The organism is Pseudomonas spelaei, assembly GCF_009724245.1.
GTDB lineage: Bacteria > Pseudomonadota > Gammaproteobacteria > Pseudomonadales > Pseudomonadaceae > Aquipseudomonas > Aquipseudomonas spelaei.
Window position 1 is genome coordinate 53,037 of the sequence record NZ_WNNK01000018.1, and the last position, 14,079, is coordinate 67,115.

12 protein-coding genes are annotated in these 14,079 nt (G+C 59.5%); 6 read left to right on the forward strand and 6 right to left on the reverse strand.

The features are described 5' to 3' along the window. Positions 1-218: 218 nt before the first annotated feature. Complete coding sequence (locus GNF76_RS20090) at positions 219-1,154, reverse strand: LysR substrate-binding domain-containing protein (RefSeq protein ID WP_155584867.1); 936 nt, start codon at positions 1,152-1,154, stop codon at positions 219-221. Then, positions 1,154-2,002 (reverse strand): EamA family transporter, encoded by an 849-nt coding sequence (locus GNF76_RS20095; RefSeq protein ID WP_155584868.1) that lies wholly within the window; start codon positions 2,000-2,002, stop codon positions 1,154-1,156. The genes GNF76_RS20090 and GNF76_RS20095 overlap by 1 nt, the downstream gene beginning before the upstream one ends. A 519-nt stretch (positions 2,003-2,521) precedes the next feature. Here GNF76_RS20095 and GNF76_RS20100 point away from each other — a divergent pair. Together GNF76_RS20100 and GNF76_RS20105 are read left to right on the forward strand one after the other, a co-directional pair. After that, positions 2,522-2,824: a DUF6124 family protein gene (locus tag GNF76_RS20100; RefSeq protein WP_155584869.1), complete on the forward strand. Its 303-nt coding sequence runs from the start codon at positions 2,522-2,524 to the stop codon at positions 2,822-2,824. 320 nt (positions 2,825-3,144) lie between these two features. Next, positions 3,145-4,488 carry an MATE family efflux transporter gene (locus tag GNF76_RS20105; RefSeq protein ID WP_155584870.1) on the forward strand — a complete coding sequence of 448 codons (1,344 nt, stop codon included), beginning with the start codon at positions 3,145-3,147 and terminating at the stop codon, positions 4,486-4,488. Positions 4,489-4,551: 63 nt separating this feature from the next. Here the strand turns inward: GNF76_RS20105 and speA are convergent, their stop codons facing one another. From speA to GNF76_RS20125, 4 genes are all read right to left on the reverse strand, one after another. Beyond that, positions 4,552-6,465, reverse strand: coding sequence for an arginine decarboxylase (speA, locus tag GNF76_RS20110; protein WP_155584871.1), 1,914 nt, complete (start codon positions 6,463-6,465; stop codon positions 4,552-4,554). Positions 6,466-6,677: 212 nt separating this feature from the next. Then, on the reverse strand, positions 6,678-7,049 hold the full coding sequence (locus GNF76_RS20115) for a translation initiation factor Sui1 (protein ID WP_017849660.1): 372 nt from the start codon (positions 7,047-7,049) through the stop codon (positions 6,678-6,680). Between the two features lie 185 nt (positions 7,050-7,234). Beyond that, on the reverse strand, positions 7,235-7,771 hold the full coding sequence (locus tag GNF76_RS20120) for an NUDIX hydrolase (protein WP_155584873.1): 537 nt from the start codon (positions 7,769-7,771) through the stop codon (positions 7,235-7,237). A gap of 2 nt (positions 7,772-7,773) precedes the next feature. Beyond that, on the reverse strand, positions 7,774-8,841 hold the full coding sequence (locus GNF76_RS20125) for a DUF2333 family protein (protein WP_155584874.1): 1,068 nt from the start codon (positions 8,839-8,841) through the stop codon (positions 7,774-7,776). Positions 8,842-9,139: 298 nt separating this feature from the next. On the opposite strand from GNF76_RS20125, the gene GNF76_RS20130 reads away from it, so the two are divergent. The 4 genes from GNF76_RS20130 (at position 9,140) to accB (ending at position 14,065) form a co-directional block, all read left to right on the forward strand. After that, entirely contained in the window at positions 9,140-10,810 is a 1,671-nt protein-coding gene (locus GNF76_RS20130) for a response regulator (protein ID WP_155584875.1), read from the forward strand. 972 nt (positions 10,811-11,782) lie between these two features. Beyond that, positions 11,783-12,826 (forward strand): methyl-accepting chemotaxis protein, encoded by a 1,044-nt coding sequence (locus tag GNF76_RS29975; protein ID WP_425502851.1) that lies wholly within the window; start codon positions 11,783-11,785, stop codon positions 12,824-12,826. 297 nt (positions 12,827-13,123) lie between these two features. Next, positions 13,124-13,579 (forward strand): type II 3-dehydroquinate dehydratase, encoded by a 456-nt coding sequence (gene aroQ / locus GNF76_RS20140; RefSeq protein WP_155584877.1) that lies wholly within the window; start codon positions 13,124-13,126, stop codon positions 13,577-13,579. A 24-nt stretch (positions 13,580-13,603) separates the two neighbouring features. After that, a complete protein-coding gene (accB, locus tag GNF76_RS20145) occupies positions 13,604-14,065 on the forward strand; it encodes an acetyl-CoA carboxylase biotin carboxyl carrier protein (protein ID WP_155584878.1) in 462 nt (153 codons plus the stop codon). Positions 14,066-14,079 lie beyond the last annotated feature (14 nt).

A 14,079-nucleotide genomic window follows, 5' to 3' on the forward strand; every position in this document is an offset into this window, starting at 1 on the left:
TCGTTGTCAGTGGGATCCGGGGGAGAACTATATATCAGCGCCGGTGAAGTGGTTGTGGCGCTGGTCACATTGACCGACGGAGGGTGGTTTGGTTCTGGTACTTCCCTGAACCAAGACAAATCCCACTGATACTGGAGAGCCCATGTGTGGTTTGTCTAAGGTAGCGAACGTTCAGTCACCCACGCCACAGCGAGCAAGGCTGCCCATACTCATCTCCTTCAACCACATATTTGCGGATACTTAACCCCAACCTCTTGCAAGAACTCTCTCGCGCTAACCTTGAGCCAATCAATTAGCCGAGCGATATTGGGCTCCGACTGTCGTCCATTTCGGCAAATAATGTAGTAAGCAGCCGGTGACATCATCACGGGGCAGCTCAAAGCGACCAATGCACCGTCTTCCAATTGGTCGTACACCAGCGCGGTCCTACCCAACGAGATCCCACCCCCCTTCGCCGCCAAGCTGATGGCCAGGCTCGAATCCGGAAAGCGCGGCCCATGGTGATACGGCGGCGCAGCAACCCCCTGGAACGCAAACCAGCTCTCCCACCCCGGACACACCAGATCATCAACCCGATGAATCAACGGGTACCGGGCAATATCTGCCGGCGCAATATCGCCATTCTCACGGTAAAACGCCGACGAGCACACAGGGAACACCGCATCCCGCATCAGCAACTCAACATGATGATCCGGGTAGTCACCGTACCCCATGACAACCGCGACATCGTATTGATGGGCTCCCAGGTTGGCGCTGTTCATATCCGTACTGGTCAAAACCAAGTCAAGATTGAACGATGACTCAGCATGAGAACCATGCATTCTGGGGATCAGCCACGTCGAACAAAGAGAAGAAGTGCACGAGAGGTATAACGGCTGGGATTTTCCTGGGTTGAGCGAATGCAGCACCGCATCAAGATCCTTGAAAAACCCATCAGTAACCGGCAACAAAGCCTGCCCCGCTGCCGTCAGATTTACGCCACGTGAGTGGCGCTCGAACAACTGCACTCCCCACCACTCCTCCAGGCCCGCGATCTGATGGCTGATCGCACTGGCGGTGAGGTTGAGTTCGGACGCAGCGCGCGCAAAACTGCCTGTTTGCGCGGCGCTGACAAAGGCTTGAAGCATGGGAGTGGGGGGTGGACGCTGAGCCATCAGGTGCTCACTTTGATGAGGATGATCCCGCAAACAATGACGAATGCCGAAAGCATCCGACGCCAGCCGAACCGTTCATGAAAGAACAATGCGGCAATAATGGCGCCGATAATAACACTGGTTTCCCGCAGCGCTGACACCTTGGCCACCGCCTCCAGCGACAGCGCGAACAACACCAAACCGTAGGATGCGAGGTAAAAAACACCGCCTAACATGCCTACCCGCCAATGCCCGCGTACTGCCTGAGAAAGAGCCGAGCGCTCCTTGAAAAACGCCAACACCGGGATCGGAATGCTCTGAAACACGGTCAGGTAGATGATGTATTGCAACACCGTCTCACTGGCTCTCACACCTTTGGCATCCACCACCGTGTAAGACGCAATGAACGCCCCCGCGCACACCGCCATCAGAATCGGCTTGAACATATGAGCGGTCATCTTGCGCACAAACGTCAAACTGATAATCCCCACGCAAATCAGCAACACCCCAGCTATCGCCTGGAACGACAGCTGTTCATGCAGCAGAAAGTAGGAAAACAGCGCCACCAGTACCGGCGGCACACCGCGCATCACCGGGTAGACTTGGCCGAAGTCTCCCGTCTCATACGCTTTGATGAGAAACAGCCGATAGGCCGTATTGAGCACCACCGAGACCAACACATAGCCCCAGACCTGTAGGCTAGGCATATTGACCAGCGGCAACGCCGCCAGACAGATCACCAGCGCCGTGCCATCGACCATGGCCAGCGTCATGAAACGGCTGCTTCCGGCCCGGACAACGGCATTCCAGGTAGCGTGCATAAAGGCAGAGATCAAGACCAGCGTGATCGCTATGTCGGAGTTGTCCATGGGTTTGGCTTTCCGGAAATTCAGATTGTGCGCCTCGTAACTCGTCCGCGAAGTCTGCGGGATTCCTGACTTCAAATACTTCTTAGCGAAAGTTACTGACGTTTATGTTCATCGCGATCTTTTGCGGCGGTTAGTTGGAACAACTATTTAACTAAGCCCAGCACATGCAAAAAAGCGAAACGTCATCAGCGCTGCCATCAAAATCCGTCATGACTTGTAAAGGGCCAGCAAGGCACATCCCTTTAAATTGCAGGACATTTCCGAGACAATCCACGCTGCCTTGTGCCTGTTAGAACCGCTGGCTAGTCTTCGCCCCGTCACTGCTCATCAGTGATCGGGTTTAGTCGCTCGGGTTCAGACAGGCGCATGTCCCCATGAGGTTTTATGGTGGCTGTGCGCAGGGCACCCTCGGGTGCGCCGGAGTATTCCTGTCTGACCGGTCGACTAACCTGCGTACAGCCGCCACCCATTCGTTTAGTCGCGACAGGGCCGGCTCCGCCAATAGACAGGAGCTACACCATGAATAAGCTCGTCCCAGATCCACCGACCGATCTTCTCTACGACCGCACCGCATTCAATCGCGCCCTCGAACACTACCTGCCCTCACAGAGCTTCCACACCATTAACGAAGACCTGAGCTTCGAAGACTCCCTGCTCTACACCGCCAGCCTGCTGAACAGCGCTTCGGCGACTGCGCTGGACTGTGGCGAACTGCTGGAGAGTCCGCAGCGGGCGAAGATTCTGGCGGTGTGGCATCTGTTGGAAATTGCCAAGACCACCGTCGACCGCTCCATCGAATGCCTGCATCCACGTAAAACCTGACCCTGCGCGGTCAAACATGTGGGAGCGGGCTTGCCCGCGATAGCCATGGGTATCTACACATCTTTTGAATCCTGCGAAAACCCTGTAGCCGCTGCCGAGGTACGAGGCTGCGATGCGGGCCGCAGGACCGCCCTCGGGGGTCGCTTCGTCGGGATGCCGCACCAAACCCATCGCAGCCTCGTGCCTCGGCAGCGGCTACAAAATCGGGCCTCTGTGCGGTTGTGTCGTTACTTATGGCTATCGCAGGCAAGCCAGCTCCCACATTGGTTCTACGTCGCTGCAAATGGACAGTTACAATGCCGCTCCCCAAAGGAGCCTGCATGACTTCCCTGCTCACCGACTGGCGCCATCGCCCCACCCACCGACGTGTCTGGGCCCTGGCCGCGCCGATGATCCTGTCCAATATCTCCGTGCCCCTGGTGGCGCTGGTGGACAGCATGGTTATCGGTCATCTGCCCCACGCCCATCAACTCGGCGCCGTGGCCGTCGGTGCCAGCCTGTATACCTTCCTGGCCTGGGCCATGGGTTTCCTGCGCATGGGGTCCACCGGGTTTGCCGCCCAGGCAGCCGGGCGTGGCGATGGTGCAGCCTTGCGGCAAATCCTGTTGCAGGGGTTGCTGCTGGCGCTGGGGCTAGCGATGTTACTGGGAACGATAGGCGTGCCCCTGAGCGGCCTGGTGCTGGACTGGATGCAGCCCTCGCCGGAACTGAATGAGCTGACCCGAGAGTTTTTCCACACCCGCCTGTTCGGTTTGCCCGCAGCGCTTGCAAGCTATGCCTTGGTGGGCTGGTTCCTCGGCACCCAGAACGCTCGCGCGCCGTTGGCCATTTTGCTGACCACCAATCTGGTGAACATCGCGCTCAATCTATGGTTCGTCCTCGGACTGGATTGGGGTGTGGTCGGTTCGGCACGGGCCTCGGTGGTCGCGGAATGGACCGGCGCCCTGCTCGGCCTTGCGCTGACGCAAAAAGCCCTGCGCGCCTACCCCGGCCATATCGCCTGGGCTGCCTTGAAGCTATGGCAAAGCTGGCGCCCACTGCTGGCAGTCAACCGCGACATTTTTATCCGCAGCCTGGCCCTGCAATCGGTGTTTTTCATGATCACCGTACAAGGCGCACGCCTTGGGGATGCCACCGTCGCCGCCAATGCCTTGCTGCTTAACGGCCTGTTGCTGACGGCCCACGCCCTGGATGGCCTGGCCCATGCGGTTGAAGCATTGTGCGGTCATGCCATCGGCGCCCATGACCGCCAGGCCCTGCGCCGCTCGCTGGTGGTTGCCTGCGGCTGGTCACTGCTGGCCAGCGCAGGTTTCGCCCTGCTGTTCGCGGTGTTTGGCCATTTGTTTATCTCCATGCAAACCGACATCCCCAGCGTGCGCGAAACAGCCGACCTGTACCTGCCCTATCTCGCGGTGCTGCCATTGATTGCGGTGTGGAGCTATCTGCTGGACGGCCTGTTCATAGGCGCCACGCGGGCCCGGGAAATGCGCAACGGCATGCTGCTCAGCGTCGCCCTCTTGGCACCCTTTGCCTGGGCGCTGAAAGGTCTGGGCAATCATGGCCTGTGGCTGAGTTTCTTGCTGTTCATGATCCTGCGCAGCGCAATCCTGGCCGCCTTTGCCTGGCACTTGAGCCGCCAGAACCAATGGTTCCCTCAAGGCTGAGCCCGGCGAGCACCCATAAAAAAACCCACCGGGATCGGTGGGTTTTATTTAGCTACTAATGACTCACGAAGACAGGTATGACGAACGCGTCAACCCCAACCGCAACGCATCCAGGAACTGAGTCCGCTCCGCCGCCGTGATCTTCGCGCTGGCGCACTTGTCGCGGTAGTGAGTCATCAACTCTTCCGGCGACAAGTGCACGTAGCGCAGCATGTCTTCGATCGTGTCGTGGGTCTCGATACCGGCGCTGTACACCGAACCATCTTCGCGCTGATAGATGTTCACCGAGTCGGTGTCACCAAACAGGTTATGCATGTCGCCGAGGATTTCCTGGTAGGCGCCCACCAGGAAAATGCCCAACAGGTAGTCTTCACCTTCGTTCACCGCATGAACCGGCAAGCTGGTCTCGATGCTCTGCTCGTCAACGTACTGCTTGATCTTGCCATCGGAGTCGCAGGTCAGGTCTTGCAGCACGGCGCGGCGCAGCGGCTCTTCGTCCAGGCGATGCAGCGGCAGGATCGGCAGCACCTGGCCGATGGCCCAGGTGTCCGGCAGGCTCTGGAATACCGAGAAGTTGCAGATGTACTTGTCGGCCAGCTTGTCGTTGAGCTCGTCCAGCACCTGACGGTGGGAACGCTGACGGGCTTTCAACGAGTCGTGCAAGCGACGGCACACAGCAAAGTAGCACTGCTCGGCCAGGGCTTTTTCGGCCAGGGTGATCTTGCCATCGGCGTACTGGGTGGCCACGTCGCTGATGTAGTGGCTGGCGCGCCAGTAGGTTTCGGTGACCATTTCAATGTCGGTCGGGCCCAGCAGGTCCACCAGCCATTGCACGGTTTCCGGCAGGCTTTCCTTGTTTTCGATCAGGGGCACGTCGTCGTTGTGCTTCTCGACGTCGGTGACTTGCACCACCAGCATGGCGTGGTGGGCGGTCAGGGAACGGCCGCTCTCGGAGAAGATGTGCGGGTGCGGCAGGCTCTGCGCATCGCAGAACTCCTTGAGCATACCCACCACGACACCGGCGTAATCGTCCATGTCGTAGTTGATGGAACTGGCGTTACGCGAGTGGGTACCGTCGTAGTCCACGCCCAGGCCGCCGCCGACGTCAATGTGGTCCACCGGCAGGCCGAGGTTGCGCAGTTCGCCGTAGTACCGAATGGCTTCCTTGAACCCGTGCTGGTAGTCCGCCAGGTTGGCGATCTGCGAACCCATGTGGAAGTGCAGCAGGCGGATGCCCTGGTCCAGGCCGGCAGCGCGGAAGCGCTCCACCACGGACAACAGTTGTGCAGCCGACAGGCCGAACTTGGATTTCTCGCCGCCGGTGTCGGCCCACTTGCTCGACGCCAGGGACGACAGACGCACCCGCAAGCCAACCTGTGGCTTGACCTTGAGGTTGGCGGCTTCTTCGATCACCAGGCCGACTTCGGACTCTTTCTCGATCACGATAAAGACGTTGTGGCCCAGTTTCTGGCCCATCAGCGCCAGACGGATGAACTCGCGGTCCTTGTAACCGTTGCAAACGATAGTGCCGCCTTTCGGCGCCAGCGCCAGCACGGCCAGCAGCTCAGGCTTGGAGCCGGCTTCCAGGCCGATGGATACGTCCTGGGTAGCGATGATGTTCTCGATCACCGCTTCCTGCTGGTTCACCTTGATCGGGTACAGCGCGGTGTATTGGCTCTGGTATTCCAGGCGCTCGATGTTGGCGTCGAAAGCGCCGGTCAACTGGCGTACACGGTCTTGCAGAATATCCGGGAAGCGCACCAGCAGCGGCAAGGACAGGCCGCTTTTACGCAGCTCGTCCACTTGCTCGTACAAGTCGATGGGCGAACTGTTCGGGCCGTTCGGACGAACTTCGACGCGACCGGCGTCATTGATCGCGAAATATCCGGCCCCCCAATGGCGAATCCCGTAAACACTGCGGCTGTCCGCAACTGTCCATTGGCTGCCATCGTCTTTGCGTGTGCGTCGTACGGACATCGAAGTCCCCTATAAATGAAGTCGAAGTGCACCAGCCTGATCAGAGGCTGGGGCAGTCTAAAAAATGAAAGTGACGATTTGCCTGTGCGAGGGATAGACCCCGCTTGCAGGACAGAGTTTAGACACCGGTCAGGAACAGGCTCTGTGAAAACCATGGGGACGACAGCGCAGGTTCAGCGAGTGGGTCGTCAGGGTGGTTTTCACAGAGGCTGCTAGCCGCCGGATTTCTTCGCCTTGTAACCGAGCTTGATCAACTCGGCCAACAGCAACTCGACGTGGTCGCCCTGGATTTCGATGACCCCGTCTTTCAGGGCGCCACCGGTGCCACAGCGCTTTTTCAGCGTGGTGGCCAGTTCCTTGAGCGCGTCTTCAGCCAGGGGCACGCCGGTGATGGTGGTCACCGTCTTGCCGCCACGGCCTTTGCTCTCGCGACGTACGCGGGCAATGCCATCGCCTTCGGGAATCAGGGTTTGTTTGCAGGTACAAGCGTCCACGGGCTGACGACAGTCCGGGCAATGTCGACCTGCGTCGGTGGAAAATACCAGGCCACCAAGGGCGGCGAAGGATGCGGCTTTTTTGGCCACCGGCAATCCTCTTGGGAGGACAAAGACTGATCAGCGCCCAACCGGGTCACCGACCGCGAAGCCCCACTCAGGCAGGGGCAGCGCTACTGAACCGGGGCAACGCGCCGGTTCAGTTTGAAAAGTCGCGCAGTGTAACGACAAAACGCCTGCTTGCTAAGAGCCAAATGGCGCCAATTTATGCAACTTTAGCGACGTGAGGCCAGATAACGACGCAAGCCTTCCTGAGCGTCCGGGCAGTAAGGCTTTTCGTCAGCTTCTCGCAATACCGCATCGAGTGGTATGAAGCGTGCTTCCATGACCTCTTCAGGCTGCAGGTGCAGAGGGCCATCCCAAACGGCGGAGAATGAAGTACACCAGAGCCGGCTGTTGCCGTCTTGAAAGTAGAAGTGGTCGTGAGCAGTCAACTCCACACCACTGACGCCCAACTCTTCTGCCAGTTCGCGAGCAGCCGAGTCGGCATACGACTCCCCTGCCGCGACCATCCCGCCCGCCGCCGTATCCCAAAACCCGGGATAGATGGCTTTACTCAGGGTACGCCGATGCACACAGAGTTCACCGGCAGAGTTGAACAGGAAGATAAAAGTGCAGCGGCCGATCAGACCTCGCTGACGCAGGTCGGAACGCACCAGGGCGCCGAGCAGGTTGTCCTGCTCGTCGACCCAGGCGATCAGTTCGGCATCAGAGGCCGCGCGATGGGCGGCCTCCTGGGAGGAAGCGTCCATTATCAGCCTTGGTTAAGGAGCTGACGCAAGTCGATCACTGCAGCGTTCGCCCGGGAAATGTAGTTGGCCATGACCAGCGAGTGGTTGGCCAGGATGCCAAAGCCGCTGCCATTGAGAATCATGGGGCTCCACACTGGCTCCTGGGAAGCTTCCAGCTCACGAATGATCTGGCGCACGCTGACCGTGGCGTTCTTCTTGGCCAATACATCGGCGAAGTCGACTTCAATGGCACGCAGCAGATGGGACAAGGCCCAGGCCTGGCCACGCGCTTCATAGAACACGTTATCGATCTGCATCCATGGCGTTTCCACCACTTCTTCATCGACCTGCGGCACTTCACCCGGGGCCAGGGCCTCGGTCTTCAGCGCGGTATTGAGCTTGACCCGGCCAACGCTGGCCGACAGCCGTTGGGACAACGACCCCAAGCGCGTCGCCACATCACCCAGCCAGTTGTTCAGGTTGTCGGCACGGGCGTAGAACAGCGCGCCTTTCTGGTTAGGATCCGACAAGCGGGCTTCATAGCGGCTCAGGGAATTGATGCCTTCCTGGTATTCCGACTCAGTGGACGGCAGCACCCAGCTCTTGTTGTCGAAGTTGAAACGCGGTTCGGCCTTGGCCAAGTCGGCATCTTCAGCGGACTGCGACTGCGAGCGGGCGAAGTCTTTACGCAGGGCACGGGTCAGGTCACGCACCTGCACCAGCACGCCATATTCCCAGCTCGGCATGTTGTCCATCCACAGGCCTGGCGGGAAACGGTCGTTGGAGATGTAGCCGCCCGGCTTGTTCAGCAAGGTGCCGACCACAGTCTTGAGGGTTTCCACGGTGGTGTAACCCACCACCATCTGCTTGCCTTCCTTCTCGGCGGCAAGCTGGGCGTTCTGCTGGACCGGAAACAGGGCAGGCTCTTCGCTCCAGTACCAACCCAGGGCACCTGTCACCAACAGGTACAGGGCAATCAGGGAGAGCAAGGCCCGGCTCATCAGCAGGTTACGAAAATAGCTGCGGGGAGCCGACTTGGGCTCGGGGGCCGGGCCCTTGGCGCTGTCTGCACGGTTTTTCCAGTCCAGCATGGCGATATCCTTTCAATCACTTGAGTTGATGCACTTGAATTAACAGCATGCGTTAAAAACTACGACCACAACCCTACCCCATCGTGCTGGTAAACGGCGCTTTTAATCAAACTGGCGCGTGGCAATAGCTCGACTATAAAGGATGCACGCTTTTTTGCGCCTACGCGACCAACAGGTCGGCAAATGAATAACCGGGACCTTGCAGTTAATTGACGTATGACACTCGTGCGATGGAAAAGAGATGCTAGCATAGAGCCACCAGTCGACCTCAGCATGCACCCTAACTAGTAGTCAGGATATGACCGAGCCAGAAGACCCCAGCCGTGAGCGCCTCAAGCACCATTTTGCCCAGCGGGTAATTCATCAGGCACGTCAAATTCTTGAGATCTGGCAGCGCCTGCAACGCAGCGAGTGGTCGAACGCCGACTTATCCGAACTCAACGAGGCCAATCTGCGCCTGCTGCGTTTTGCCGAGCGTTTTGAACAGCCTGAACACAGCCAACTGGCGCGACATATCAGCGACTCCCTCCAAGCCGTGGACGACAATCGCGGCCGCTTGAGCAGCCACCTGATCACCGACCTCAACCGCTTGATGCAGCGCCTGTCGCGCACCGGCCTGCGCCAGGGCGATCAGTTGGAACAAACCTTGCTGCCGCCCATGCGCAAGCCGATCTACGTGATGCTGGCCGATCACGACCGGGCCGAGCGCCTGGCCAAGCAGTTGGAGTTCTTCGGCTTGAGCGCCCAGCACCTGGACAGCGTGGCGGCGTTCCGCGCATCCATGGCCGAGCGTCTGCCGGCGGCGATTGTGATGGATGTGGATTTCTGCGGCCCGGGACTGGGCCTGAAGCTGGCGGCCGAAGCCCAGGAAGGCCTGGAGCAAAAGCTGCCACTGCTGTTTTTCAGCCTGCACGAAACCGATACCCCGACCCGCCTGGCCGCCGTGCGCGCCGGTGGCCAGGAATTCCTGACCGGCACCCTCGAAGCGTCGAGCCTGCTGGAAAAAATCGAAGTACTGACCTGCGTCGCTCAGTACGAGCCTTATAAGGTGCTGATCATCGACGACTCCAGGGCCCAGGCCTTGCACACCGAACGCCTGCTCAACAGCGCCGGTATCGTCACCCGCACCCTGATCGAACCGATCCAGGCCATGGCCGAGCTGGCAGATTTCCAGCCGGACCTGATCATCCTCGACATGTATATGCCGGCCTGTACCGGTACTGAATTGGCCAAGGTTATTCGCCACAATGACCGCTATGTCAGCGTGCCAATCATCTACTTGTCCGCCGAAGACGACCTGGATAAGCAACTGGACGCCATGAGCGAAGGCGGCGATGACTTCCTCACCAAGCCGATCAAGCCGCGCCACCTGATCACCACCGTGCGCAACCGGGCAGCGCGCGCGCGTAACCTCAAGGCGCGGATGGTCCGCGACAGCCTGACCGGGCTGTATAACCACACTCACATTCTGCAATTACTCGAAGACTGCAGCTTCCGCTCCCGGCGCGAGAGCAAGCCGTTGAGCTTTGCCATGCTCGACATTGACCACTTCAAGCGAGTCAACGACAGCCACGGCCATCCCATGGGCGACCGGGTGATCAAGAGCCTGGCGCTGTTCCTCAAACAGCGTTTGCGCAAGACCGACTACATTGGCCGATACGGCGGTGAAGAATTCGCCATCGTCATGCCCGACACCGACCTCGACGCCGCCTGCCAGGTGCTGGATGAAATCCGCAGCCGCTTCGCCGAGATTCACTACCCTGCCCAGCCCCAGGATTTGTGGTGCACCTTCAGTGCCGGCGTGGTGGAGCTGACGGAAGGCTGCGACAGCCTGATGATGGCGGCCCAGGCTGATGAGGCCCTCTACCGGGCCAAGGATGCCGGACGCAATCGAGTACAGCCGACGCGAGCATCAAAGCAAAGTGCCACCTTTTCACCGGAATCCGCCGAATCCGTCATAACCTTGTAATGAAAACGCAATAACTTCAGGCGCTTATCCTACAGCCGTTGGTTGAAACCACGCATGCGCCTGAAGCTGCTGACGAATCTGAACACCCTTCTTCTGGTCGCCGTTTGCCTGGCCCTGGGCGCTACGCTCTGGTGGTCGCAACGGGCGCTGGAACGACCTTATCTGTTAATGGAACGCTACCTGGGCCTGTCGCAGGCCTTTCAGAACCAGGCCGCGCGCAATATCGACGACTACCTGGCCAGCGGCGACGCCCTGCGCTTGAGCAGCGCCGGCCAGAGCCTGGAAAGTCTGTTGCAGCATCTGGACGAACTGCCAGCCGACCTGGCGCAAAGCCTGCGGCCCAGCCTTGTCGACCTCGATAGTTTCAGCAAGACCGACCTGCTGGCTGCCGGCAAGCTGGCAGGCGACCCGCAAGCGTTGCTGCTGCAAGCCGAACGGGAGTTAGGGGCCAATCTGGAACAACTCAGCCAGTACGCCAGCGGGGTCAGTTCACCGGAGGCTGCGCGTTATCTGCCGCCCTTGCTGGCCGCGTCCCAGCACCTGGCCAAACTGTCCCTGGCCCGGGACAAGCTGGTCAGCAGCGGGCGCAGCGAACTGGCCGACGATGTCGAACGCGAAGTGACCAATATTCGTAGCCAAGCGGATCAGCTTGAACAGCTGCCGTTGCTCGGCGTCACCACCAACACTGAATCCAGTACCGATGATTTCTCGGCACTGATGGGCCTGGAAAATACCGAAAAAACCGTCGCCCAGGACTCCGGCGTCGACCTCAAACGTGAACTCAACAGCCTGTTGACCCGCTACCCTGCGGAGCTCAAGCGCACCCGCGAGCAAATCCGCCAGCGGGCAGACCTGGCCAGCGCCACGCACCTGAAAATCGACGCTGTGCAGCAATCCATCGCCGGCCTGGAACCGGTGGTGCGGGCCCAGCATGGAAAAATCCAGGGCGAAGTGAGAGTGATGCAAGGCGTGATGATTGGCTTGATTCTGCTGATCGCGCTGCTGATCGACACCTTGCAGCGTCGCCTGGCCCGGGTACTGACCAACCTGGCGCCGGCGCTGTCGACCTGGGCCGAAGGCAATTTCAGCCAGCCTATCGCCCTGGGCGCTACCAATCGCGAGTTGCACGATATTGAAGAGTCCCTCAATCGCCTGCGTGCCTATCTGGTAGAACTGGTGGGCACCATCAGAGACAACGCCGAACAAGTGGCCGGCAGCAGCCGCACCCTGGCAGAACTGAGCAGCGGGCTGCACGACGGAGCCGAACGACAGGCCGGCGATACCGCGCAAATCCGCGACTCGCTGGGGGAGCTGGAAGCCACGATTCAGCAAGTGGCGGGCGATGCCAGCCAGGCTGCCGGTGCCAGCCGCAGTGCCGGGCAGGCGGTGGAACAGGGCCAGCGGGTAATCGGCCTGAGCCTGACCGGACTGCACGCACTGGTGGGCGAAGTGCAGGGCAATGCGCAGATGATCGAAAAACTGGCCGAAGAATCCGCCACCATTGGTGGCGTACTGACGGTGATCCGCTCGATTGCCGACCAGACCAACCTGCTGGCCCTCAATGCCGCCATCGAGGCGGCCCGAGCGGGTGAAGCCGGTCGCGGGTTTGCCGTGGTCGCCGATGAAGTCCGCTCCCTGGCCCAGCGCACCGCCGGCGCCACCGCCGAAATCCAGGCCCTGATCGCCAGCTTGCAAACCGCGGCCAGGCAGTCCGTGGAAGGCATGCGCGCCCAGGTCGAGCACGCCGAAGCCACAGCCCAGCAAGCCCAGGCGGCTGACGGCGCACTGGATGAAATCGTCGGCGCAATCCAGACCATTTCCGACACCGCCGTACGTATTGCTGACGTGACCGCCCAGCAGAGTGGTGCTGTGAGTGAAATTCGCGATAACAGTGAGCGGATTCACCAACTGGGTGAAGATAATCTGCTGCGCATTGGTCAGGGGCGTAGCCAGGGCGAGCACTTATTAGTGCTAGGCGGGCAACTCAACACCGCCGTGCAGGCCTTTCGTGTCTAACCCGACCCCTTGCCTTATGGAGATCAAAATGTGGGAGCTGGCTTGCCTGCGATAGCGGTGTATCAGGTTGCAAATCTGCCACTGAGGCACCGCTATCGCAGGCAAGCCAGCTCCCACATGGAATCAGCGCTGTCTTCAAGACCGTATTACCCATGACCAAATCCTGCCACTTGGTCACATACTTTGCGCAATCCTCGCTAATCGTGCTGGCTATTGCAGGGAACTGGACAGTCACAAAGGCTTTGCGGCATAGTCGCCGGGTTCTGCCGTACCCACACTAATAACTAGGAACAGCCGATGGCGACCTTACTGGTTCTGCACGGACCCAACCTGAACCTGCTTGGCACCCGTGAACCGGGCGTTTACGGTGCAGTTACCCTCGAACAGATCAACCTTGATCTGGAACGACGGGCCCGTGATGCCGGCCACCATTTGCTCTACCTGCAAAGCAATGCCGAGTACGAATTGATTGATCGCATCCATGCCGCGCGCGGCGAAGGTGTGGACTTTATCCTGATCAATCCCGCCGCTTTTACGCATACAAGCGTTGCATTACGTGACGCGCTGCTGGCGGTGAGCATCCCATTCATCGAAGTGCATTTATCGAACGTGCACAAACGAGAACCTTTCCGCCATCACTCTTACTTCTCCGACGTTGCGGTAGGAGTGATCTGCGGCCTTGGCGCCAGCGGTTATCGACTGGCCCTGGAGGCCGCCCTGGAACAGCTTGAAGAACAGGCTAAACGCCCCTGACCGACCCTTGGGAGTTGATGATTCATGGATATCCGTAAAGTTAAGAAATTGATCGAACTGCTGGAAGAATCCGGTATCGACGAGCTGGAGATCAAGGAAGGCGAAGAATCCGTACGGATCAGCCGTCACAGCAAGACCCCGGCCCAGCAGTTCTACGCACCACAAATGCAAGCCCCGGCGCCTGTTGCAGCACCTGTAGCGGCCGCTCCGGTCGCCACCGTTGCTGAAGCGCCAGCCGCGCCGAAGCTGAACGGTTTCGTGGTCAAGTCGCCAATGGTCGGTACGTTCTACCGCACCCCGGCACCGACCTCGCCAGCCTTCGTTGAAATCGGCCAGACCGTCAAAGTCGGCGACACCATCTGCATCGTTGAAGCGATGAAGATGATGAACCACATCACCGCCGAAAAAGCCGGTGTCATCGAATCCATCCTGGTAGAAAACGGTCAGCCGGTTGAGTATGACCAGCCGCTGTTCACCATCGTTTGAACCGCGGAGTACCT

What these genes read in the sequence shown, in the direction of transcription:
- GNF76_RS20090 (WP_155584867.1), bottom strand. Translation starts at nt 1,154, where the DNA reads ATGGCTCAGCGTCCACCCCCCACTCCCATGCTTCAAGCCTTTGTCAGC.
- GNF76_RS20095 (WP_155584868.1), bottom strand. Translation starts at nt 2,002, where the DNA reads ATGGACAACTCCGACATAGCGATCACGCTGGTCTTGATCTCTGCCTTT.
- GNF76_RS20100 (WP_155584869.1), top strand. Translation starts at nt 2,522, where the DNA reads ATGAATAAGCTCGTCCCAGATCCACCGACCGATCTTCTCTACGACCGC.
- GNF76_RS20105 (WP_155584870.1), top strand. Translation starts at nt 3,145, where the DNA reads ATGACTTCCCTGCTCACCGACTGGCGCCATCGCCCCACCCACCGACGT.
- speA (WP_155584871.1), bottom strand. Translation starts at nt 6,465, where the DNA reads ATGTCCGTACGACGCACACGCAAAGACGATGGCAGCCAATGGACAGTT.
- GNF76_RS20120 (WP_155584873.1), bottom strand. Translation starts at nt 7,771, where the DNA reads ATGGACGCTTCCTCCCAGGAGGCCGCCCATCGCGCGGCCTCTGATGCC.
- GNF76_RS20125 (WP_155584874.1), bottom strand. Translation starts at nt 8,841, where the DNA reads ATGCTGGACTGGAAAAACCGTGCAGACAGCGCCAAGGGCCCGGCCCCC.
- GNF76_RS20130 (WP_155584875.1), top strand. Translation starts at nt 9,140, where the DNA reads ATGACCGAGCCAGAAGACCCCAGCCGTGAGCGCCTCAAGCACCATTTT.
- GNF76_RS29975 (WP_425502851.1), top strand. Translation starts at nt 11,783, where the DNA reads ATGATTGGCTTGATTCTGCTGATCGCGCTGCTGATCGACACCTTGCAG.
- aroQ (WP_155584877.1), top strand. Translation starts at nt 13,124, where the DNA reads ATGGCGACCTTACTGGTTCTGCACGGACCCAACCTGAACCTGCTTGGC.
- accB (WP_155584878.1), top strand. Translation starts at nt 13,604, where the DNA reads ATGGATATCCGTAAAGTTAAGAAATTGATCGAACTGCTGGAAGAATCC.